Source organism: Algoriphagus confluentis (assembly GCF_036245625.1).
GTDB lineage: Bacteria > Bacteroidota > Bacteroidia > Cytophagales > Cyclobacteriaceae > Algoriphagus > Algoriphagus confluentis.
In genome coordinates, this window is sequence record NZ_BTPD01000018.1 from 1 (window position 1) to 21,034 (window position 21,034).

The window sequence follows — 21,034 nt, forward strand, 5'->3', positions numbered from 1 at the left end:
TCCTTGCATGTTTTAATATACTGATTTACAATATTTTAATCAACTTAAAATCAGCATGCAATTAAAATTAATCATGAGACATGAGGTCTTCATACCTAAAAAAACTATCTTGTTGGGAGAGTTGTGCAACAGGCACACGGGTTTTGCGTCAGGCGGGGTGACGTGCAAACTTGGAGCTTTGTGCTTCTATCAAAGTTTGTGCTTGGTTGACAGTTTAGTGCTAAAATTCCCCGCCTTCGCAAAGCGGCAAACCGTTAGCGGTCATTGTAAATCGACAATACTCAACAGACATATTATAAAAATGACTTTACCAGACGATAAAAAAAAATTGTTAGAAGACATAACAAACGAATTGAAGCAAGTTGACGGTGTGAAGGCAATTGTTCTTGGCGGTTCGTATGCAATTGGTATGGCGACAAAAAGCTCAGACCTTGATATTGGTATATACTATTCTGAGCTTAATCCATTTGACATAGAAAAAGTAAGAGAGGTAGCTAAAAACATTTCTAACAACGACCAACCAATAGTTACAGGCTTTTACGAATGGGGACCTTGGGTAAATGGCGGTGCTTGGATAAATACTACAAGTGGTGAAGTTGACTTTCTCTATAAAAACATTGAACAAATTACAAGGACAATTGACAATTCCAAAAACGGCATTTGGGAAAACAATTTTGACCAACAACCGCCCTACGGATTTTCATCCATTATCTTTCTTTCAGAAACACAAAGCAGTCATGCTCTCTATGACCCAGATAATGTAGTAAAGAATTTAAAAGAAAGTGTAAAGCAGTATCCAAAAAAGTTAAAGCAATCTGTAATACAGCAATCTTTGTGGTCGGCTGAATTTACAATTTGGCAAGCTGAAAAATTTGCTGGTAAAAATGACACATTCAACACAGTTGGCTGTTTGACCAGAGCCACTAAAAGTATTATAACATCACTTTTTGCTATCAATGAACTCTATCCTATGGGCGACAAACGAGCAATTAGCATTTTAGAACAAACGAAAATCAGACCTGAATTTTTGTCTTTAAAAATTGACCTCATTTTATGTTGTAATAAAGACACGCTTACTGACAATGTATCGCATTTAAAAAAACTGTTTGACGAAACGGTATCATTTGCAGACGGGATGTACAAACCATACTACAAACTTTGACAGAAACGATGAAGATAAAACAACGAACCGCTAACAACGTATTGGCAATAGTAGGGCTGACAATTGTAAACTCAAAATTTGTAATTCTATTGGGCATTTGTGCAAATGTTAGGCTGAAGTTTTTCAAATGCCCCTCCATCGCCAATACGTAGCCGTTATGCCTGATGCTAAAAGACGAAAATGCCAGTAACCTATGACAAATACTATCAGACAGAAAACTTATTCGGAGAGCCTTATCCTGAATTGATCGAGTTTTTTAGTGGATTTCCAACGAAAGGAAAAGTACTTGACCTAGGCTGCGGACAAGGAAGAGATGCAATTGCTTTGGCGAGACTTGGCTACTCTGTGACAGGAATTGACAACTCAAAAGTCGGTATCAATCAAATGAAGGAAATCGGACAAAATGAAAATTTGGATTTGGATGGGCAAGTCGGAGACATTTACACCTTTGACCGTTTTGGTGAGTTTGACTTTATTCTATTGGATAGTATGTTTCATTTCGCCAAGAAGGACAGAGAACAAGAAATAGAACTGATTAAAAAAATCGTTTCGGATATGAGAAACGGATGCCATGTTGTCTTTTGCATTCAGGACACAGGAAATAAAGTCCAAACTCTCAACAAAGCAATTGACTTTGAAAGAAAACAAAAACGACTTATTGACAAGGACTTCAAGTACGTTTTTGAAGATAAAGAAAGCGGACATAAATCTGAAACAGATTATCGTATGATTGTAATTGAAAAATAAAGAACAAGACTAAGCACCAAATCGGGTATAGCAAATGCGGGCTTACTGCTTAATTAATGAAGGCATTTCAACTAAATAACATTCGGGCTAGTGGACAAAGATTTGGTTTCAAAATCCAGCACTTTCCATAGCCAGGGCCGTTAGACCATCAAGCCTGTTTCTATTCCTTAGTGGGAATTCTCCCATACTCCCTCACCGAAAAACCAATCATCCACCAGCTTACCCAAGCTACATAGGTGTACATTTCTGCATTGGCCGTGAATAGGGGCAAAAGTAAGCCAACTTTTGTAGCTGCTCCGACAAAGGCAATCCGAGCCTTGGGTGTGGATTCTGTTCCGTAAAAAACCCGCAGGCTTAGTACCACCCCAGAAGCTAGGATCAGGATATACAATAGCATCCCAATCCAGCCCAACTGCACCCCGTAGATCAGAAACTGGTTTTCTCCCCCTACCCGAAGTTCATCCGTGACACTTCCGGCATTGCCACTCATGGCCAAGCCTATCCCCAAGGGATTGGCAACCATAGAATCTAAAGCCAAAAGCCACTCCACCACGTGACCGATGCTGGAGGTATTTTCGAATGTGAGTGTATCGATCACAAAAAAGTAAAAGTCCTCAGAGGCAAAAAAGACCACGTAAATACCAAATGCCAATAAGGCTAAAAAGCCCGCACCGATCAGTTTGTACAGTCGAAAAACCAAGGCGATAAAGAAAATCATCACGAAAAAGGCCCCAAACGCCGCCCGGGAAGCCGAAAAAACCAAACTGCCCAGTGAACAGGCCATCACCAAAAGATAGAGCCAGTTGTATTCTCTTTTGCTGGTCAAAAACCAGATCAATCCTGCCGCAAAGCCCATCAAAACCGAACTGGCCATTTCCAGAGGGTCTGAAAAGAAACTCGCCAATCGCTTCGTCACCGCTTGGGTTTCAAAGGTCCAGGTCAGACCAAAGTTCCCTGTGGGCTCAATGTCATTGATCGCAAAATTGTAGAGTGCATAGCCTGTAAACTGCTGCAAGTGGGCATTGAGCAGAAAATTTTCTACCAGATTGACCAGAAAAGCTCCAATAGCTACGAAAAAGATAATCTTGAAAACCCGCTGAATTTCGAAGTCTGAAAAGGTAGTATTTCTCCCCAGAAAATAAACCAAGCCGGGAATCAGCATGCTTTTGAAATACAGGGCCTTATTCAAAAACGAGGCCTGCCCGATGGGAAGCAAGAGATAGCCAAAGGCCAAACTCAGGAATGCCAAGAAGAACCAATCCGTGGACTGCAACCGGAAGGGATACTCGGCGATTTTCCGATGATAAAGGACAAATACCAGCAGCCCTACCAAGACCACTAGCTCCTTGAGGATTTGAAATATACTCACCACGGCAGCCGATTGAGTGGCTAGGTACACCACACTCAAGCTGGTATTGTAAAAGGGAAGAAATGCGGCAAGAAAGAAGATGGCATAAGTCCATTTGCCCTGAAAAATCATCTTTTCCAGTGTCCAGAGGAATCCTACCCCTACCGCCAATGCGATCAATAGAAAGACGATCAAGGCCATTTTGGAGCAGTTTTAAGCGGAGTGAATAGCCCATCTTTGATTCCTTTGGCCACAGCTTTGAGCTTTTGAAATCGGCCTCGAAGCAGGAAATATCCCATCCAAAGCGTAAATCTCCCCAAATGATAGATGAATCCTAAAGGAATATTCTGATTTCGAATTAAGAATAATTGATTGCGCACATGGTAATAAAACACCTTTGCACTCAAGGTTCCTTCAGAGTGTGACTTTTTGGAGGAAGCTCCGGCTTCATGGTAAATTTTTGCTTCAGGGACCAGACCGATTTCAAAGCCCTGATTCCGAATTCTCAGGGACCATTCCACATCTTCGAAATAGGCAAAATACTGCTCATTGAGGAGTCCTGATTGTAGAATGGCTTCTCGAGTAAGCAACATGCAGCAGCCAGTCGCCCAGTCTAGTTTTTTCGAAAATGGCTGATAATTTTTTAGGGTTTTTCGGTCCCCTAGGGTTTTGGCACGACCGAGCAGGGAGATGAATTTTCCACCGGCCGACCAGATTTTTTCGGGTTCATCCAAAAAGCAAATCATCGGCTGCAGCAGGCCTAGTTTGGGATTTTTTGAAAAGGCAAGCATCATTTTTCCCAAAAAATCCGGCTCCACCAGGGTATCATTATTTAGGAGCATGAGGTGAGAAAAACCTATATCCAAAGCTTTTCGGATGCCCACATTGTTTCCTCCGGCAAAACCCAGATTTTGCTCATTCTCCAAAAGCACAAGCTTTGGAAATTCCTTCTTCAGCACCTGCCCTTCTGGTTTTTTGGAATCATTATCCACTAAAATGATCTGAAAATCAGGAAAATCCACCTTCTCCAAAGTATGGAGGCAGGCTCTGGTATACTCCAGTCCATTCCAATTGACCAAAATGATCGCTACCGAAGAGTCAGGTGTAAAAGCCACGGATTAGCTCTTTTTTGTGCCGATACAGCAGCGTGAGACAAATCAAAAACACGACGATCTCGGTGGAGATAATTCCAATGCAAAGCCCAAGGCCTCCCAAATAGCTGGTCAGAATCGCCGAAACAACGATCATGTAAACACACATCATCCAGCTGGCTTTAAACAGCAACTCCTTCAGGTCTGCTACCAAAAGCAGAGTTACATTTCCCACATTCAGGCAGGCTAAAAAAGGAACTGCCGCAAGGATTTTCAGATAAATCACCGACTCCTGCAAGTCTGTTCGGGAAAGAACCCGGATGATCCAAGGCGCTGTAAAATGTGCCCCTGCCGAAATTACCATTCCAGCTAAAAGCACCCGCAGATAGACATTTTTTAGAAAGCGGAAAAAGCGTACCGGATCTTCCTTGTGAAGTTTGGACGCATTGGGAAATATGGCCTGAATAATCAGTGCAGGAAATAGTCTCAATACCATGACCACCCGCTCGGCCAGGCTATACATCCCCAATGTCTCTGCTGCGGAAAAGAAACTCAGAATAATCAGCCCGCCGTTGATGGAAATATGACTGGCCAGATTGGAGAAGAAAAGAAGGATATTTTCCTTCAGGCTTTGGTAAATGGCCGAAAACTCAGGGCGATAAAACCTGATACCCATAAATGCGTGGATGTAAAAAAGGAGCATCAGATTGATAGAAAGTCCAAAAAATCCCAACATAAAGTTCACCCACTGGCTTTGCTCCGGACTGTGGATAAAGAGCACAATGCCCATCAAAAAGAGGAGTTTAGAGAAAATATTGGCGATAGAGACGAGTTTCATTTTCTCCATCCCCTGAAAAAACCACAGCGGCAAGGTCGCTTCAGAAAACAGGAGTAGGGAAGAATAAACCAGAATAAGCCGATATTCCTGAAATAGATTGAATCCAAAAGCCCCGATGAAAATGACCAAAGTCGCAAGCAAAGCCAAGATGATTTTGCCTGAGAATACATTGGATACCAAATGGGATAAGGAATCTTTGTCCTCCTGATTGATGGCCACTTCTCTTGGGGCACTGAGATTGTACCCAAAACCGACCAGGATATTCAGCAGAATAATCACTGAAAGCGCCAAATTGACCAGTCCAAACTGATCCACCCCAATGCTTTGGATGAGCAGAGGCATGGTAATGATGGAAATCAGCACATTGGAGGACTGGATGATCGCCAGAAACAAAAAGTTCTGAATCGACTTGTTTCGAATAAAATTACTGAGCGGAAGTAAGGTGAGTTTTTCAAACATGGCAGCTTGGGTTTAGCTTTCCTGCACATGTTTTTGATACAGTCTGCGGAAGTAGAGACCAAAAAGAACGAGAAGGCCTGTAATGACAGCCCCCAAAACCATTCCTTTGACGAGTCGGATCTCGGACCGCTTCAGCGGAAATCTCGGGGAGTCGATGATCTGGATCAAAGGCGAATTATTGCGGTGATTGACTTTCGCGATTTCCAGGTTTTTGACGATTTCCTGATAGACGGCTCCCGTCGCTTGCACATCAATCTGTCGCTTACGGCTTTCCACAGTGGCACTGTTGAGCAGGGGATTGGCATTGGGTACGCGGTCCTGAGCCGTGGCATAGGCCCCGATACTTTCGTCCAAAATAGCCCGAACGGAATCGGCCTGAGACTGAAGGATGGAGAGATTTTCTCCGGTCTTTTTGGTTTTGGTCTCGAAGTAAAAGGTATTCACCTTATTCACCAGCGTTTCATTGAAGACCTTGGCGAAAGGTTCGTCTTTTGAAGAAATGCTCACCTGAATGATGCTGAGCTTTCGGTCAGGCTTGGTCACGGACAATTGCCGCTCCCGGATCAGCTTGGCCACCTCTTTCACGACCGAGTCCTGTGCTACGGAAAACTGCCCCCTGGAGATAGAAAAGTCCATCGAGGGGATATCCACTTTGGAAGCCCATTTCTTATCCAGCTCCTCAAACTCTACAAAGCGATCGATCAGGAGTTTTTCCCCATCAAAGGGACTGAGCAAAGTCTCCCCGAGCATTCGGTCAGACTTGTACAGTTCCATGATATTGGCACCTTGGAAGAGCCCGCTGGTACTTCCCAAAGAGCCCAAGTTCACTCCCACCAAAGAAGCCAGTCCGGACATCTGACTGATCCCTCCGGAATCTCCCTCTTCCAAAACAAAAGAGGTTTCTGCATGAAAAACAGGTTTTTTGAAAATAGATACCAAGGCCCCCAAGGCCAGACCAATTATCCCTGCTGCGAATAAGATTTTCCATTGGGAAAGAAAAAAAGCAAACCAATCGCGAAGATTCTGGACAACTTCGCGAAGGGTAAATTGGCTATCGGAAAAGTGCTTATTCTCTGTCATGGCTGGTTCCAGTTGATTTGCGAAAGCACCAAAGCCAGAGTGGCCAAGCCGGTCGTAATACCCACTACATCTCCCAAACGAAGCGGGACTCTCGGCCCTTTGGTAGGTACGATCACTTCTGCTCCTGGCTCGACTGTCGGATAATTTCGAATTCCCAAAAAGCCTTTGGTCCGCTTCACCGCTCCGTTGGCATAGACCACATAGGTCTGCTTTCGATTGGCTCTTCGCTCAAATCCTCCTGCCCCGTTGATGTAGTATTTTAGTCCTCTGCCGCTTTCATGTCTCAGGGTAGTCGGATAGACTACGTCTCCTCTCATTCGGACTGTCTGCAATAGCTTGGGCACAGCCAAAATGTCTCCTTCTTCCAGAAGCAGATCTTCAGCAGAGCCCGGATTTTGGAGGATTTTTTCCAGGTTGATGGCGACTGCTTCAGACTCTTTCAATTTCACTGCAAATCCCGGAGTACTGACTGCGATCTGATCCAAAGATTCTCTTTTTGCATTGGAAAGCAGGGAATCCACGGGATTGGTTTTTTCCTTGGGCAAATCCCTGAATAGGCGCTGCAACAATTCTTCCTGGGCTTCCGAGTTGTTGGGGTCTTCCAAAAGTTTGAGTCGGAGCGCCTCCAGATTTCTCTGTCTGCGGATTTGCTCGGATTCGGTATTGAAAAATTCGGTCCTTCGGATCAAGGTAGCGCCTTTGGCATAGGCAAATTGATTCAGGCCACCCGCCCGGTTGACTAGGTCAGAGACCCGTTCCAGGCTGGTTTCGATAGCAAAAATTCCCGGTGAATTTACCTGACCCTCTACCGCCACCAGTTTCTGCATATTGAAATTCGCCCTTTTTCTTACAATCACCTGATCGAAGGGCTGAAGCTCAGGGGCATCTGAGCGGAAAGACAAATCAGGATTGACAGCAGTGGGGATAATGTCCGCCAAAGTGCCCAAATCCGCATCTTCCAGCCTTCTGGCGATTTCGATATCCTGGGTATTGGCAGATTCCTGAAGGCCTCCCGCCAATAGGATCAATTCCTCAGGAGTCATTCCTGCTGAGTAGGGATAGGTGCCCGGTCTTTTTACCTCTCCCAAAATCTGAACATAACGCTCATTTTGGATATCGTAAATGGAGGAAATCCGAACCACATCTTCCCGCTGTAGGATGATATCCGGTTGAGTGCCGTCTAGAATCGCTTTCAGGTTTACCTCGATGATTTCCGAGCTCAGATTGTCCCGTGTTCTAAGGATACTGGCTCTTTGGGTGTAAGCATCCCCTTTGAGGCCTTCCGCATTTTTGATCAGTTGGGTCAGGGTAAGTCCTTCAGTCAAAGAGAAAGTGCCCTGTCTGAAGACAGCTCCTTTGATCTGTACCCGGTTGGCGTATCGGTCCAATATTCGACCCACAGTGATTTCGTCTCCCCCTTGGAGGAGAAACAGGCCAAATTGATTCTGATAGACATCCGATACCGAGCGCTGATTTCCCGTAATTCGGGAAATCCCGATCCGGTCACGGAAAGCCAAATCCGTAAAACCTCCCGCATAACCCAGTAAATCCTCAAGATTGTCACCGGGCTTGGCTTCAAAAGTCATGGGGCGCTTCACCTCTCCGGATACTTTCACCCGGGCAAGGTAGGGCTTGACCAAGATCACATCCTGATCCTGAAGCTGAATATCCAGATTGGCAGTTCCTTTGGTCAGGAGCTCGTACACATCGATTTCAGCCACTTTTTTGTTATTCCGGATCAGTTCGATGGCTCGAAGAGTCCCGTTTTCGTTGGGTCCGCCTGCTGCATACAGTGCGTTGAATACCGAGGAAAAAGCACTAAGCGTGAAGGTTCCCGGTAGCCTCACCTCATTTAGAATATGAACTTTGATGGTTCGGACATTGCCCAAAGTGACTTGGAGGAAGGTATTTGGACTGCTCCCGCTGAGACCGGGATAAAATCGGCTTACCCGGTTTTTGATCAACGCGGTGGCTTCTTCCAGGCTTTTGCCTGATACCGATACCGGACCGATATTGTCCAGAAGGATAAACCCTTCAGGGTTTACTGTGGCTTCGTAGTATTTTTCGGATTGTCCGTAAATGTCCACATAAACCAGGTCTCCCGGCCCCAAAACATAGCTTTTTGGAGTCGCCTGATTCAGACTGGGCTCAAAGCTGAGTCTTCTGTTTTTTTGGTAGAAAAGTGAGGAGCCAAAAATGGTCTCGCCCCCCGAACTATCAGGGATTTCCTGATATTGGGCGATTCCTTGGGTGATTTCGTTGAGATCAACCTGCTGTCTAGGCTCTCTTTTGGAGACCGAACCTATACGGGAAGTGGAGCTTGAGGTTTCTAGGATTCCGATTCTATTCCTAAGCTTTTCCACTTCTGTAGGAGGCATTCCCCGCATTTGAGCCATCTGCAAAAACTCTACTGTACTCAATCCGGCCGCATTGGCTCTTTGGATCAATTCTTCGATTTGTGCGTTACTGAGCTCATCCACCTGAATGGTGGAAATATCCATAGACTGCTGGGAAAAAGCTTGAGGACTAAGGAAAACCGGCAAGGAAACCAAGGCGAAAAAGTACCAGATTCTTTTGAATAAAGTCATGGGCAAAAGACTGTTGCAGGTGAATTAAGGGCAAATCAACCACTAAAAATCCATCAATTTCTTAATTCTAACAAATTTGATGCTAAAAACCCCCATCACTTCACTTGCTACTCGGTGCAATTCCGGCAGATTTCGATCTGACTTCGGTCCTGAAGCAGTTGGTTCCGAAATGAAAAATAAGAGGGGGATTCCCAGATTTCCTGCATGCTTTGGTCTTGAAGATTTCCCATGACATGCTGGGCATCTTTGTCAAAACAGCAGGGTACCACCTTCCCGTCCCAAGTGACTACAGCCCCTTGCCACATTCTCCAACACTTGTTTTCTATCTTTTTTTTCAGCTTCCACTTCCCTCTACCATCGGGAATGTACCGGGAATACCCCAAATCAGAAGGAATCAACTCCGAGCCCTCTTCATAATCATAGATTTGGGTGCTTTTCAGCTGAAGCTCGTCTACCCCCACTTCTTGGGACCAGACTTTGAGTTCGGGGATTTGGTGCTCATTTAGTCCGGTAACCAAAAATTGAAGAATGACTCTTGGAAACATTTTCCCTTGAGCCTTCCTTTCTTTCAGCAAAAGTTTCAAGCCCTTTTCTACTTTCTCCAGATTCCCTCCTACCCGGTATTTTTCATAGACCTCCTGAGTGACGCCGTCCATGGAGACGATCAGCTGACGAAGTCCGGAAGAAAGTATTTTTTGCACCGTACTTTCGCTGAGGTAATGAGCGTTAGTAGAAGTGGAAGTGAAAATCCCCGCCGAATCCGCATGAGACACCATTTCCAAAAATCGGGGATTGAGAAAAGGCTCTCCCTGAAAGTACAAGTGAAGCCAGGTAAGCTGATTTTTGGTCTGAGTAATGGTCCGTTCAAAAAGCCCATCCTGAAGCATCCCCGTAGGCCGGGTAAAGGAACGCAGACCTGATGCGCATTCCGGACAGCGGAGATTGCAGCTGGTGGTGGGCTCAATGCTCAGGGTGGTCGGCTGACCCCAAATGATCGGCTTGCCCAGCCACCTGCTCAGATGAAAAGAAATGTAAAGCTGCAGCAAATTGAGTGCTTTGGAAAAGCTCAAAAAAGAAATAAAGGCCTTTGCTGTAATCCATTGATTTTTCACGCTGAAAAATACGGGGATTTGCCGGTAGGATAAAACTCTTGCCTTCCTAACCTGCCTGCATAAACTTCGTTGGTTTCGAAAGGCTTTGTTTACTTTGTCAAAAAAATCGACTTCATGAATAAAATCGGACTTGTCGTAATTGCTGTTTTGATGGTTTGGATGGGGTCCTGTCAAAAGAAAACCCAAGAATGTGCCCTAAACGCAGAACTTCTCGGCGAACCCATGGGATTGGAAATTACCCGGCTGGAGGATGAGTTTTTTCAGGCTAAGACACCCTTGGATTTTGCCTATTTGCTCGATAAGTATCCTGAGTTTGCGGATCAGTTTTTGGAGCAAGACCTCTATTTATCTCAGGATTCCTTGATTTCCAATCTGGTTCAGGTTCACGGAGACCCAGGGCTCAGATCCCTTTATGATTCGGTGAAGGTGGAGTTTGGAGATATTTCCTGGTTGGAGACTGATTTGGAAAATGCCTTTCGATACATCCGATATTACTTCCCGGATTTCAAAGCTCCCAAGGTCTATACTTTCGTGTCGGGCTTTGGTTCTGACCTGTTGGTTTCAGAGGATATGTTGGTGATCGGTTTGGATTATTTTCTTCCTTCAGATCACAGCTTTCAGCCGGATTTGCCCATTTACATCGCAGAGCGGTACCAAAGAGAATACCTGGTCCCCATGATTGTTTTAGCTATTTCCTCCCGATACAATCAGACTAATCCTCAGGACAAGACTCTGCTTTCGGAGATGATTTATTACGGGAAGTCCTACCATTTTGTCAAGTCCATCCTACCCTGCACATCCGATCAGTTTATCATCGGCTATACCCCAGAGGAGATCGAGGAGTGCTGGTCCAATGAGGAGTATATCTGGTCTCATTTTGTAGAAAATGAACTTTTGTATGAGACCAATCCCTTTGAAATCCGGAAATATATTGGTGAGGCGCCATTTACGGATGCGATCAGCACCAAGGCACCGGGAAGGCTGGGTAGATGGATGGGCTGGAATATTGTGGATGATTACCGCATGAATCAGCAGGTGGACTTGGCAATACTGATGGGAGAATCAGACGCAGAGAAGATTTTCAGGCAGTCCGAATATCGACCTCGTCGCCCTGAGTAAGATTGGCTTTCTTAGGGCGGATGACCTCGATCAGCCGGGATACCGCCAATTCTCTGGAAAAATAGGTCTCGGCCAACTTTCGGCTGCGGATTCCCATGGATTTCAATTCCTCCTTGTTCTGCTCCAGATTCTCCAGTTTGGCGAAAGCTTTTTCCATTTTTCCCGGAAGGCAGGAAATCCCGATTTGGTGTGTTTTGACCAAATCATAGACCCAGCCTTTGTGATTGACTAAAATCGGCTTTCCTGCTGCGAGGGCATCGAAAAACTTGTTTGGGCTGTTGGTTTTCAATACGGGTAGGTGGGCAAAAGAGATCCAAGCTAAATCCGTGACAGAAAGGATCTGATTGACTTTTTCCTTGGAACCAAAAGGAAAAAAGAGGACCTGAGTCAAACCCATATCTTTTGCTTTCTTTTTGAGGATTTGCTCATGACTTCCTTTACCCATGATGAGAAAATTCCAGTTTTTGCCTTCAATTTTTGCCATCTCAGCGAGCTGAAGTAGCTCCTCCACCGCATTGACCTGACCCAAAGCGCCTGTATAGCTGATGGTAAGGCTATCTGAAATACCGAATGATTTTAAAGTTCGAAGTTCTTTTTCCTGAGGGAAAAAGGTTTCCAATGATGAAAAATTGGGAATCAGAGCCACTGATTTTGCGGGACTGATATTTTTCAGGTGTGCGGCGATACCCGGAGACAAGGCTACCAGACCCATGGACTGATCGTAGATTCTTTTTTCCAGCCGATAAAGGGCTTTTTTCAGGAGAAAATTTTTGATAGCCCCTACCTGAATCGGAGCTTCCGGCCAAAGGTCTCTGACTTCAAAGAGATAAGGAAGAGCAAGTGTTTTTTTAGCCCAAAGGCCGATCAATCCGGTAGTCAAAGGAGTCGAGGTGATGTAGAGCAAATCGGGCCGGGAAAGCTTTTGAAGCAGTTTTTTAGCCTTCCAAACGAAGCTGAAAAAGGCAAGCGTCCGTTTGGCAAAACCAAACTTCTGATCATAGGGAGCAGACAAATAATGGACTTTGATCCCGTCAATCCAGCGCTGATCGTAGTGGGGCAAATCATGCGCAGTGATCATTTCCACCTCAAAACCCGCATCCACCAAGCCTTTGGCAAGGTGGTAGGACCGCACGGCCCCGCCTTCTTCCGGGGTGCGAAAATACTGGTGGATGTAGATGATTCTCATGCTCGGTGCAATTTCATCCATTCTGCTAAAAGAAACAGGTTATAAAGGGTTAAAAAATGGACTTTCACCTGTTTCTCCGGATTCCTGCAAAAATCTGCCACGTCAGGGGGAAGCTCTTTTGCCGCAATGGGAGCGAAATCCCGAATGGAAGCAAATACCCTTTGGGCAAAGGGTCCGTTTTCCCCTAGCCATTCAGTCAAAGGCAACCCAAAACCAAACTTTCGCCTGGAGGCGATCCAACCCAAGTTGAGGTCCTCAAGGCCTTGTTTGATCCATGGTTTGCCCAAAAGGGCTTTTGGGTCTTCCACACTTCTCCAAATCGAGATCATTGATGAATCCAAATAGGGAGATCTGCCTTCTATGCCATGGGCCATCAATGCCTTGTCCTGTATTTTCAATACGTCCTGTACCAAATAAACTTTCCGGTCAAAATCCAAAGCCTGCTTGTAAGGGCTGATATGGGAATCAAAAATCCGGAGGTAATCTTCCAATAGTTCTTTGGGAGCATTTTGAAGGGCTGCGAAATTCATAAAGGTGATCCTTGGGTCAGCATCGATACCTTGCATGAATTTTTTCCAAGTCCTTCCCAAGGGCCATTTGCTCAGAAATGGAGCTATTTGGCCCCAGAACCCTGGATAATTCAGATACTGAAAAAAGGCTTGATGGCGCTGATATCCACCCCAGAGCTCGTCTGCCCCAGCGCCCGAGGCCAGGACTTTCACTTGGTTTTTGGCTTGGTCCCCGATCAACCAAGTAAGGAAGCCAGCCGAATCCCCGATGGGCTGATCCACACCTTGAAGGTATTCATCCCAGCGATCAAGAAAAATTTGCTGGGAGACCGCTACCAAATGGTGCTCGGCAGGCACCTGCCGCACCAATTGCTTGGCGAAAGTGGCGTCTGAATATTTTTTCCGGTACTTTTTCTCCACCTCGATCGTATAGGCCGGCAGGGGAATTCCTGTCTCCTTATACCACAGCGAATAAATCAAAGAACTATCCGCTCCTCCGCTCAGTAGGATCCCATGTGGGACATCTGCGTGAAACTGCCGCTGAACTGCTCCACTCAGGCATTGGATAAAGGACTTCTGGTCAGGTGCAGCCTGTTGTGGCTCTGGATCGGGCAAGGTGTCCCAGCGAAAGGTCGAATGCTGGGAGATTTTACTGAATCTGCCCGGTTTCCAGGGTCTTATTCCTTTGAAAAAAGTCTTTTCAGGAATAGGACTTCGGAGGTAGAAATAGGGTTGGATTTGATGGGTATCCAGTTCAGCTTGAGTAAGTCTGGCAAGACTTCTGGTTTCTGAAGAAATTGCCAGCGTGTCTGGATTTTGGGAGAAATACAGAGGTTTTTCCCCGTTTCTGTCTCTGGCTACCACGACAGACTGATCGATCAGATTCACAAAAAGAAGGGAAAACATGCCCTCCAGATTTTTTAGTCCATCTACCCCAAAGTATCTGAGGTAATGCAATAAAACCTCGGTATCTGATTGGGTGAGAAACTCGACCCCCATGCGGGTCAGGAGCTTTTTCAATTCCAAAAAATTATAGATCTCCCCATTCCAAATCAGTAGGGTGTTGCCGTCAGGAGACCAAAAAGGCTGGTCCGCATCCGGTCCGGGATGGAGGATCTTCAGCCGGTTTACCCCAATCCACAAGCCTGGCCAAGGTGAATAAACGGCCTGCTGATCAGGACCCCGGTGATGGGAATCAGAGACCATGGTTTGGATGGCGACTTCATTGGCATCCTTTCCCCAAATCAGATGAATTCCACACATCAGCCTTCTCCTTCTTGTTTTTTACTCTGCTTTTGATTCTTCTCAAAATACTTGCAGAGGTGGATGATCTGGCATTCTTCACATTTAGGCTTCCTGGCCAGGCACGTGTAGCGCCCATGGAGAATCAGCCAATGATGGGCTTTGTGGATGTACTGCTTGGGGATATGTTTGACCAATTGTTTTTCGACTTCCAGAGGGGTTTTTGCTGTCATCGGGACTAAGCCCAAGCGACGGGAAACGCGGAAAACATGGGTGTCTACCGCCATATTGGGCTGCTGCCAGACCACGGAGGTGATGACATTGGCTGTTTTTCTTCCTACTCCTGGAAGTTTGACCAGTTCCTCTACCGTCGAGGGAACTTCCCCGCCAAAGTCATCGATCAGCATTTTGCCCAGCCCGATGAGGTGCTTGGTCTTGTTGTTGGGGTAGGAAATGGATCGGATATAGGGAAAAAGCTCGTCGAAATGAGTCGCCGCCAAATGGGCGGCAGTGGGAAAATGCTTGAATAGCTCTCGGGTCACAATATTGACGCGCTTGTCAGTACATTGGGCAGAGAGCACCACAGCCACCAAAAGCTGGAAAGGATTATCGTATTCCAGCTCAGTCTCGGCGACCGGCATATTTTCAGAAAAGTGATGGATAAAAGCCTCGTAGCGTTGTTTTTTGAGCATTTTACAGGGAATCTTGGAAAGGGAAGGTAAGATAGGTATTATTGGAAAATTGGAAGATTTGAAAATTGAAAAATTAGTCTCCCCATGTCAAAACCTAAATCTCAATCAATTTTAGTCGGTGCTTTTTTCTTTCTGACTTTCCAAATGTTATTTTCCCAATCCAGACCCAGAGAATTGGGTATTCCTTTTGGAATTTTGCCCTCAGGAGCACTCAATGCCATTACCGATGTACCCGGAGTGAAGGTCGGTCATCTGACCAAAATTGAGGGAAGTGATGTTCGAACCGGGGTGACTGCGATTTTGCCCCATGGGGGAAATCTTTTTCAGGATAAGGTGCCTGCGGCGATTTTTGTAGGGAATGGCTTTGGGAAATTGGCCGGAGTCACACAGGTTAAAGAGCTTGGTAATCTGGAATCTCCCATCATTTTGACCAATACGCTGAGTGTGGCAGCAGGGATTGAAGGGGTCGTCCGCTTTTCCCTATCCCAGCAGGGAAATGAGGCCGTACAATCTGTCAATGCTTTGGTCGGAGAGACCAACGATGGCTATTTGAACGATATCCGGGGTATGCATATTTCTCCTGAAGAAGTAATCCACGCAATCGAATCAGCTAATTCCGGAGCAGTAAATGAGGGAAATGTGGGTGCGGGTACGGGCACTGTTTGCTTTGGCTGGAAGGGAGGTATCGGGACTTCCTCAAGAAAGTTGCCCGAAAGCCTGGGAGGCTATACAGTGGGAGTTTTGGTCCAGACCAATTTTGGAGGTAATCTGCAAATCGCCGGGGTTCCGGTGGGAGAAAACTTAGGCAAATATCCATTTAAAGATGCCCTGGAAAAATCAGACGGGAGCTGCATGATTGTGGTGGCGACTGATGCGCCTGTTTTGGAACGAAATCTCGAACGGATGGCTCAGCGAGCCATGATGGGCCTAGCCAAAACAGGAGGGATTGCGTCGAATGGTTCGGGAGATTATGTGGTTGCTTTTTCTACAAATGAAGGCTTGCGGATCCCCTATTCGAGACCTTCTCAGCAGCTTCAAAAGGGGGAATTTCTGGCAAACGATGATATGACGGCACTTTTTATGGCTGTGATTGAGGCTACTGAAGAAGCAATTATCAACTCACTTTTTGCGGCAGAGACCTTGGAGGGAAAGGGCGGAAGAACCGTGGAGGCTTTGCCCAAAGAAAAAGTATTGGAATGGGTTATTTCCAAGTGAATCAGGAAATAAAGGATTTCCAAAGCAGCATCCCAAGAAGAAATACTCCTAAAAGCAGAATTAAAAAGGAAAGGATAGTGGCGATGGAATACCGGCTTCCAACATAGCTTTTTTTAAGTTTTTCCATACTTTGCTTGTGTTGGATCAGAGAAAGTATCATCATGATGATTGCTACTACATAGAGAATCAAGGCCAATTCTTTTCCGGTGAATTCTTCAAAGAGAAGCTTTTTGCCCGATTCCAGTCGATTATAAAAAAACTCATAGGCTCCTATTCCGATGGCCAAGATAGTGAGTGAAGTTCTCACCCAAGCGAGCTGAAGCCGCTCAAAGGCTGCCCGAGTACGCTCCATTTGAAGATCCTTTTTGCCTTTTTTGGAATCTTGTATGGCGTCCTGGATTTCGGTTGGGGCTTTTTCCATTGAATAGAAGATTATTGGAATTTATTCTGGTAGGAGGTGTCCTGAAGGAAAAGTTATTGCCATTTACTGGAAAAATATCAAAATTTTCTGTTGATTTTTAATGGATTAAAAGAAATAAAGATGGAAATGGAGGATATGGAAAAACAAAAAGATTTGACTTGGCTGGAGCACCTGCAAAAAAACAGCTGGGAGCCGGAGGTGATCATTTCGGGTATTTCGCTGGCGTTTTTGTTTGTGATTCCTTCACGCCTATTTGAATTTTCGGTCATTCTTATTCAGGACTATGGGCTGGAGCAGATTCCGGCACAATTGATCTTGGTCTATTTTTCCCTGATTATTACCGTATTTAAACTATTTCTGATTATTCACCTCATCATGAGGTTTATCTGGGCGGGTTTACTGGGAATTTCCTATGCATTTCCCAACGGAGTAATCAAAGAAAACCTTTTTAAGTACTCTCAAAATATAGACTACTTTCATCCCGTTCATTACCTTCTGAAGTTGGAAAGATGGTGCAGCATGTTATATGGATTTCCCATCACGGTAGCCATTCCCATATTCAGTATCACCTTGTATCTATTATTCCTCATTGGTATTTATCTGATATTCAATCTGAATTTTGAAGTAGTCTATCTGATTTTTATGCTTACAGTGATAGGAATTGCCATCAGCGGTTTGGTCAGGAAAAATACCCGAGTAAAGGAGATGGTTGGCAAAAGTATGAGCGGGACTATAGGGGCTGTCTATCAAAGCAACTTGGGTAAATGGTCCTTTATAGTTTTTTCATTAGTACTGATTTTAGTTTCTGTTCCATTCACTATCCAGGACTTGAAAGGATTTTCTGGCTATCAAGCCCAAACAAATCTTGATGAGGAAGATTACCAATGGCCAAACGAACAGATCTACTATGAGGAATTCAATCCTGAGAAGAAAAGATTTCCCCGTGCCTGGACACCCAGAAAACGAGTAAGTAAAGAAGATCTCGAAATTTACTTGCCCTATTATGTGAGAGAAAGTAAAGCCATTTCCCAAATGAATGTTTTGTTGGAGACAGACAGTATTTCATGGGAAAATCTAAAATCTTATTCTGATCAATTTAGGATTTACCTGAACGACTCGCTCATTCATCCTGAAAGGTGGAGGGCCGTTAAATCAGGCCATAGTGGACAAAAAGCTATTTTTGGGCAATTCCCAATTGCTCACTTGGAAAAAGGAATCCATGAAGTTCGTGTTGAGAAGTTGGTTTATTTATCTCCGTTTTTGGGAGTAGGGAATGAACTTCGCCACCGAGATAAGTGGGCTCGGTTTGAGTTTATCAAAGAATAAAACCTACATCCGGACTCTCCACTCTTTCGGGTAATAATTGTTCATTCGGTTTCCGAGATTTTTTCCCCATCCCAAGGGCAAGTTTTGGTAAGTGAAGAGGACCCATCCCTTAGGCAGATTGTCAAAGGATTGGTCGTTTTTTCTCAGAAACTCCAGTGCCTGCTCATGGCTGAGTTCAACTTGCGAAAAACCATTTTTAGGCAAGGTAGAAAGTGCCCATTCGTGACTTGGAATCCATTCGTTTTTCTGCTTTTTCCCCAATTCCACCCCAAAATAGCGTAGACTCAAGGCCTGAGCGATTTTCTCAAAATGCCGGTAAAATTCCCGATTGATCCGAAAAAAAGAGTCCTTGAGCGAGTAGTATTTTCCCGTCCCATCAAATCCCAATTCCTGCTCCAAAGCTTCTCCTTCCCGACCACCAAGTCCCTTCAGTACTGGATGCTTGAAGTCTTTGATTCGTCCGGGTTCTTGAGTAGAAGCCGAATCCGGTCGTTTCAGTACCGTGATGAAAAATCCCTCGCCTTCTACTTTGTGGGGGAAAAAGCGGTAGCCGAAGAACGTTCCATCCTCGGTTTTTACTTCAGTCTCTACAATTCCCCAACTTTCTTCCCGAGGAATGCGAACAGGCTCAAAGGCAAACTCTTCGGTGAGAAATCGGATCATTTCCTCATTTTCCTGCTCGTTGAAGGTGCAGGTGGAATAAATCAGATAACCCCCTCCTTTGACCAATGCACCCGCCTTGTCCATGATTCGTTTTTGGCGGGAAGAGCAGAGTAAGACATGGTCGAGGGACCATTCTTCACGGGCTTGAGGATCCTTGCGAAACATACCTTCGCCAGAACACGGTGCATCTACCAGGACCAAGTCAAAGAAACCTTCCAAGGGTTCAAAATGATCAGGATCATTATTGGTCACAACGGTATTTCCCAAACCCCATTTGATGGCGTTTTCCTTGAGGATTTGAGCACGGGATTGAATGACTTCATTGGCGACAAGCAGCCCCGAATTTCCCAAATAGCTAGACAGAAGGGTGCTTTTCCCCCCGGGTGCTGCTGCCAAATCGAGGTAAACCCCTCTGGGAATTTCCAAACTTTTCAAGATATGCTCGATAAACATGGAGGAAGCTTCCTGCACGTAATAAGCTCCTGCATGGAAGGCGGGGTCGAGGGTAAAGCTGGGTCTTTCTTCCAAAAAATAGCCTTGGTCTGACCAAGGAATCGGGCTTTTGGGCCAAATAGGGGAAAATGGTTTTGCCGAGTTAAGTCGGATGGAGGTTCGTGGAGTTTGGTTGATTGCAGATTTAAAATGTTCGAATTCTTGCGCTCCCAAAAGGGCTTGCATTTGGGATTGAAAGTCTTTGGGCAGTTGGAAGTCGGACATACGGCAAAGATAAGTTTTTTGGTCAACGAGGACGACCGTCAACCGTCCACTGCAATATGAATTGGCAGATTCAGCGGTGGTCGGTCGTCTGTGGACTGTTGACCTTTTTCATTAACTTCAAATAAAAACTTATGGGACTCCTCACCAACCTTGTTATCGGCCTGATTGCCGCGCTTCATCTGTATTTCCTCTGGTTTGAAATGTTTGCCTGGGAGACTACGGGGAGGAAGATTTTTAGGCAAATGCCGAAGGAAATGTTTCCAAAGACCAAAGTTTTAGCCGCTAATCAGGGCTTGTATAATGGATTTTTGGTCGCGGGGCTGGTTTGGTCAAGGGTTATTACAGATCCGGTTTGGGCAGATAAAGTAGCCTTGTTTTTTCTGACCTGTGTGCTTATTGCGGGGATTTTTGGAGCGATTACTGCAAGCAAAAAAATCTTTTATGTGCAAGGATTACCGGCTTTGGTGGGGATTGTGTTGATTTTGATTTGATTCTTAGTTTAGGTCGAGTTTAGGCTATTTGAATTCCTGTTTCTTTAATTTTTGAAATCAAAGGAGAACCTTCTGATTTCTCAAAATTTTTGGTTCCAATCAGAAATGGTTCAATTCGAGAATTGACCTTGCTGGTCAAACGCCAAACTTTTCCTACCAATCTATCATTGGATTCCTCAAAGCTATCTGAAACCAATAGCACATCAATATCGCTTTCTTCAGTGGCAGAATTATCTCCATAGCTTCCGTACAAGAAAGCTTTACTGACTGAAATTCCCTCGGCTCGAAGAATTTCAATGTATTTTTTCAATAATTGAACAACTTCTCCTTGAGCCATGATAAATGCTTTTTTGTTTCTTTCAAATACTCTTGAACTATACGGTACTCAGGAATAAACGGTTGATATCCAGGGTATCTTCCCTCTAATTGATATTTCATCTATAAGCCGAAAAACTCCAAGGTTTCATCCTCGAGTACTAGCTCGGATTTTTCAGAAAGATAAATCAAGTTGTGGGATTTGGGAGCTAATTCTCCAGTGACTTTGACCACATGCGCTTTGATTGCTTTCTCAATTACCAAATGACAAAAGAACAAGCCATGTATAAATCTGCGTTTTTCGATCAAGATTTCAGCAACTTCCAGATCCTCAGAAGCTCCATTAATCCAATATTCAACTTGTTTATCAACGTTTATTCCCATCTGTGTCTTCAATTCAATAAGGACTTTACTGACCAAAGATTTTCATAGAATCCAGCCAGCTTTGATCCATTTTTTTAGCTCTTCCTGTGAAATTATTCGACCTGCTTTCAAATCTTCTTCCGCTTCTGCAACTCGATTTTCAAATTCCACCCTTGTCATTGGAGAGAGTGACTTTTGATAGTCACCTTGAACTGCTTTCTTTCGAATAGATTCCAATTGATCCAAAATCTCCTCATCCTGAAGATTGGACAGCCAGGAGATTAGATCTATTTTTTTCTCTGCAATAGTCATTTTCAACACATTTGAAATCTTAATTTACAAAAAAAGAG

General features: G+C 44.8%; 20 protein-coding genes. 6 read left to right on the forward strand and 14 right to left on the reverse strand.

Annotation, left to right across the window (positions count from 1 at the left end; all coding sequences use genetic code 11):
- The first annotated feature begins 301 nt into the window (after nt 1–301).
- Together AAA943_RS19915 and AAA943_RS19920 are read left to right on the forward strand one after the other, a co-directional pair.
- Nucleotides 302–1,162, forward strand: coding sequence for a nucleotidyltransferase domain-containing protein (locus tag AAA943_RS19915; protein WP_338226128.1), 861 nt, complete (start codon nt 302–304; stop codon nt 1,160–1,162).
- Nucleotides 1,163–1,342: 180 nt separating this feature from the next.
- Complete coding sequence (locus AAA943_RS19920; RefSeq protein WP_338226130.1) at nt 1,343–1,909, forward strand: class I SAM-dependent methyltransferase; 567 nt, start codon at nt 1,343–1,345, stop codon at nt 1,907–1,909.
- A gap of 160 nt (nt 1,910–2,069) precedes the next feature.
- On the opposite strand, the gene AAA943_RS19925 is transcribed toward AAA943_RS19920, so the two are convergent.
- The 6 genes from AAA943_RS19925 to AAA943_RS19950 all read right to left on the reverse strand — a co-directional run bounded on the left by AAA943_RS19925 (nt 2,070) and on the right by AAA943_RS19950 (nt 10,425).
- Complete coding sequence (locus AAA943_RS19925; RefSeq protein ID WP_338226131.1) at nt 2,070–3,458, reverse strand: O-antigen ligase family protein; 1,389 nt, start codon at nt 3,456–3,458, stop codon at nt 2,070–2,072.
- Entirely contained in the window at nt 3,449–4,372 is a 924-nt protein-coding gene (locus tag AAA943_RS19930; protein WP_338226132.1) for a glycosyltransferase family 2 protein, read from the reverse strand. Before AAA943_RS19930 ends, AAA943_RS19925 begins: the two co-directional genes overlap by 10 nt.
- Complete coding sequence (locus AAA943_RS19935) at nt 4,356–5,645, reverse strand: oligosaccharide flippase family protein (RefSeq protein ID WP_338226133.1); 1,290 nt, start codon at nt 5,643–5,645, stop codon at nt 4,356–4,358. The genes AAA943_RS19930 and AAA943_RS19935 overlap by 17 nt, the downstream gene beginning before the upstream one ends.
- Before the next feature lie 12 nt (nt 5,646–5,657).
- The gene (locus AAA943_RS19940) at nt 5,658–6,725 is read right to left on the reverse strand and encodes a GumC domain-containing protein (protein ID WP_338226134.1); all 1,068 of its coding nucleotides are present in this window, start codon (nt 6,723–6,725) and stop codon (nt 5,658–5,660) included.
- Complete coding sequence (locus tag AAA943_RS19945; protein ID WP_338226135.1) at nt 6,722–9,313, reverse strand: SLBB domain-containing protein; 2,592 nt, start codon at nt 9,311–9,313, stop codon at nt 6,722–6,724. The genes AAA943_RS19940 and AAA943_RS19945 overlap by 4 nt, the downstream gene beginning before the upstream one ends.
- A 107-nt stretch (nt 9,314–9,420) precedes the next feature.
- Nucleotides 9,421–10,425 carry a radical SAM/SPASM domain-containing protein gene (locus AAA943_RS19950; RefSeq protein ID WP_338226136.1) on the reverse strand — a complete coding sequence of 335 codons (1,005 nt, stop codon included), beginning with the start codon at nt 10,423–10,425 and terminating at the stop codon, nt 9,421–9,423.
- A 114-nt stretch (nt 10,426–10,539) separates the two neighbouring features.
- On the opposite strand from AAA943_RS19950, the gene gldB reads away from it, so the two are divergent.
- Nucleotides 10,540–11,544, forward strand: coding sequence for a gliding motility lipoprotein GldB (gldB, locus tag AAA943_RS19955; RefSeq protein WP_338226137.1), 1,005 nt, complete (start codon nt 10,540–10,542; stop codon nt 11,542–11,544).
- Here gldB and AAA943_RS19960 read toward each other — a convergent pair.
- The 3 genes from AAA943_RS19960 to nth are packed head-to-tail and all read right to left on the reverse strand — an operon-like array spanning nt 11,507 to nt 15,173.
- Nucleotides 11,507–12,730, reverse strand: coding sequence for a glycosyltransferase family 4 protein (locus tag AAA943_RS19960; RefSeq protein WP_338226138.1), 1,224 nt, complete (start codon nt 12,728–12,730; stop codon nt 11,507–11,509). The two genes, gldB and AAA943_RS19960, sit on opposite strands and share 38 nt — an antisense overlap.
- Entirely contained in the window at nt 12,727–14,502 is a 1,776-nt protein-coding gene (gene asnB, locus AAA943_RS19965; protein ID WP_338226139.1) for an asparagine synthase (glutamine-hydrolyzing), read from the reverse strand. Before asnB ends, AAA943_RS19960 begins: the two co-directional genes overlap by 4 nt.
- Entirely contained in the window at nt 14,502–15,173 is a 672-nt protein-coding gene (gene nth / locus AAA943_RS19970; protein ID WP_338226140.1) for an endonuclease III, read from the reverse strand. Before nth ends, asnB begins: the two co-directional genes overlap by 1 nt.
- A gap of 144 nt (nt 15,174–15,317) precedes the next feature.
- Here nth and AAA943_RS19975 point away from each other — a divergent pair, with 144 nt between their 5' ends.
- Nucleotides 15,318–16,388 (forward strand): DmpA family aminopeptidase, encoded by a 1,071-nt coding sequence (locus tag AAA943_RS19975; protein ID WP_338226203.1) that lies wholly within the window; start codon nt 15,318–15,320, stop codon nt 16,386–16,388.
- A gap of 1 nt (nt 16,389) precedes the next feature.
- Here AAA943_RS19975 and AAA943_RS19980 read toward each other — a convergent pair whose 3' ends face one another.
- Nucleotides 16,390–16,809, reverse strand: a complete 420-nt coding sequence (locus AAA943_RS19980) for a YidH family protein (protein ID WP_338226141.1) — start codon at nt 16,807–16,809, stop codon at nt 16,390–16,392.
- 135 nt (nt 16,810–16,944) lie between these two features.
- Between AAA943_RS19980 and AAA943_RS19985 the strand changes: the two genes are divergently transcribed.
- Entirely contained in the window at nt 16,945–18,135 is a 1,191-nt protein-coding gene (locus AAA943_RS19985) for a hypothetical protein (protein ID WP_338226142.1), read from the forward strand.
- Nucleotides 18,136–18,138: 3 nt separating this feature from the next.
- On the opposite strand, the gene AAA943_RS19990 is transcribed toward AAA943_RS19985, so the two are convergent.
- Complete coding sequence (locus tag AAA943_RS19990; protein WP_338226143.1) at nt 18,139–19,515, reverse strand: methyltransferase RsmF C-terminal domain-like protein; 1,377 nt, start codon at nt 19,513–19,515, stop codon at nt 18,139–18,141.
- A gap of 131 nt (nt 19,516–19,646) precedes the next feature.
- On the opposite strand from AAA943_RS19990, the gene AAA943_RS19995 reads away from it, so the two are divergent.
- On the forward strand, nt 19,647–20,006 hold the full coding sequence (locus tag AAA943_RS19995) for a DUF1304 domain-containing protein (protein WP_338226144.1): 360 nt from the start codon (nt 19,647–19,649) through the stop codon (nt 20,004–20,006).
- A gap of 19 nt (nt 20,007–20,025) precedes the next feature.
- Here AAA943_RS19995 and AAA943_RS20000 read toward each other — a convergent pair whose 3' ends face one another.
- The 3 genes from AAA943_RS20000 to AAA943_RS20010 form a co-directional block, all read right to left on the reverse strand.
- Nucleotides 20,026–20,343, reverse strand: a complete 318-nt coding sequence (locus AAA943_RS20000; protein WP_338226145.1) for a nucleotidyltransferase domain-containing protein — start codon at nt 20,341–20,343, stop codon at nt 20,026–20,028.
- Nucleotides 20,344–20,444: 101 nt separating this feature from the next.
- Nucleotides 20,445–20,705 carry a HEPN domain-containing protein gene (locus AAA943_RS20005; protein ID WP_338226146.1) on the reverse strand — a complete coding sequence of 87 codons (261 nt, stop codon included), beginning with the start codon at nt 20,703–20,705 and terminating at the stop codon, nt 20,445–20,447.
- Nucleotides 20,706–20,747: 42 nt separating this feature from the next.
- Nucleotides 20,748–20,996 carry a hypothetical protein gene (locus AAA943_RS20010; protein WP_338226147.1) on the reverse strand — a complete coding sequence of 83 codons (249 nt, stop codon included), beginning with the start codon at nt 20,994–20,996 and terminating at the stop codon, nt 20,748–20,750.
- Nucleotides 20,997–21,034 lie beyond the last annotated feature (38 nt).

Excerpts from the sequence above, each read along its gene's own strand:
- AAA943_RS19915 (WP_338226128.1), top strand. The coding sequence starts at position 302 with ATGACTTTACCAGACGATAAAAAAAAATTGTTAGAAGACATAACAAAC.
- AAA943_RS19920 (WP_338226130.1), top strand. The coding sequence starts at position 1,343 with ATGCCAGTAACCTATGACAAATACTATCAGACAGAAAACTTATTCGGA.
- AAA943_RS19925 (WP_338226131.1), bottom strand. The coding sequence starts at position 3,458 with ATGGCCTTGATCGTCTTTCTATTGATCGCATTGGCGGTAGGGGTAGGA.
- AAA943_RS19935 (WP_338226133.1), bottom strand. The coding sequence starts at position 5,645 with ATGTTTGAAAAACTCACCTTACTTCCGCTCAGTAATTTTATTCGAAAC.
- AAA943_RS19940 (WP_338226134.1), bottom strand. The coding sequence starts at position 6,725 with ATGACAGAGAATAAGCACTTTTCCGATAGCCAATTTACCCTTCGCGAA.
- AAA943_RS19945 (WP_338226135.1), bottom strand. The coding sequence starts at position 9,313 with ATGACTTTATTCAAAAGAATCTGGTACTTTTTCGCCTTGGTTTCCTTG.
- gldB (WP_338226137.1), top strand. The coding sequence starts at position 10,540 with ATGAATAAAATCGGACTTGTCGTAATTGCTGTTTTGATGGTTTGGATG.
- AAA943_RS19960 (WP_338226138.1), bottom strand. The coding sequence starts at position 12,730 with ATGAGAATCATCTACATCCACCAGTATTTTCGCACCCCGGAAGAAGGC.
- asnB (WP_338226139.1), bottom strand. The coding sequence starts at position 14,502 with ATGTGTGGAATTCATCTGATTTGGGGAAAGGATGCCAATGAAGTCGCC.
- nth (WP_338226140.1), bottom strand. The coding sequence starts at position 15,173 with ATGCTCAAAAAACAACGCTACGAGGCTTTTATCCATCACTTTTCTGAA.
- AAA943_RS19975 (WP_338226203.1), top strand. The coding sequence starts at position 15,318 with ATGTTATTTTCCCAATCCAGACCCAGAGAATTGGGTATTCCTTTTGGA.
- AAA943_RS19980 (WP_338226141.1), bottom strand. The coding sequence starts at position 16,809 with ATGGAAAAAGCCCCAACCGAAATCCAGGACGCCATACAAGATTCCAAA.
- AAA943_RS19985 (WP_338226142.1), top strand. The coding sequence starts at position 16,945 with ATGGAAAAACAAAAAGATTTGACTTGGCTGGAGCACCTGCAAAAAAAC.
- AAA943_RS19990 (WP_338226143.1), bottom strand. The coding sequence starts at position 19,515 with ATGTCCGACTTCCAACTGCCCAAAGACTTTCAATCCCAAATGCAAGCC.
- AAA943_RS19995 (WP_338226144.1), top strand. The coding sequence starts at position 19,647 with ATGGGACTCCTCACCAACCTTGTTATCGGCCTGATTGCCGCGCTTCAT.
- AAA943_RS20000 (WP_338226145.1), bottom strand. The coding sequence starts at position 20,343 with ATGGCTCAAGGAGAAGTTGTTCAATTATTGAAAAAATACATTGAAATT.
- AAA943_RS20005 (WP_338226146.1), bottom strand. The coding sequence starts at position 20,705 with ATGGGAATAAACGTTGATAAACAAGTTGAATATTGGATTAATGGAGCT.
- AAA943_RS20010 (WP_338226147.1), bottom strand. The coding sequence starts at position 20,996 with ATGACTATTGCAGAGAAAAAAATAGATCTAATCTCCTGGCTGTCCAAT.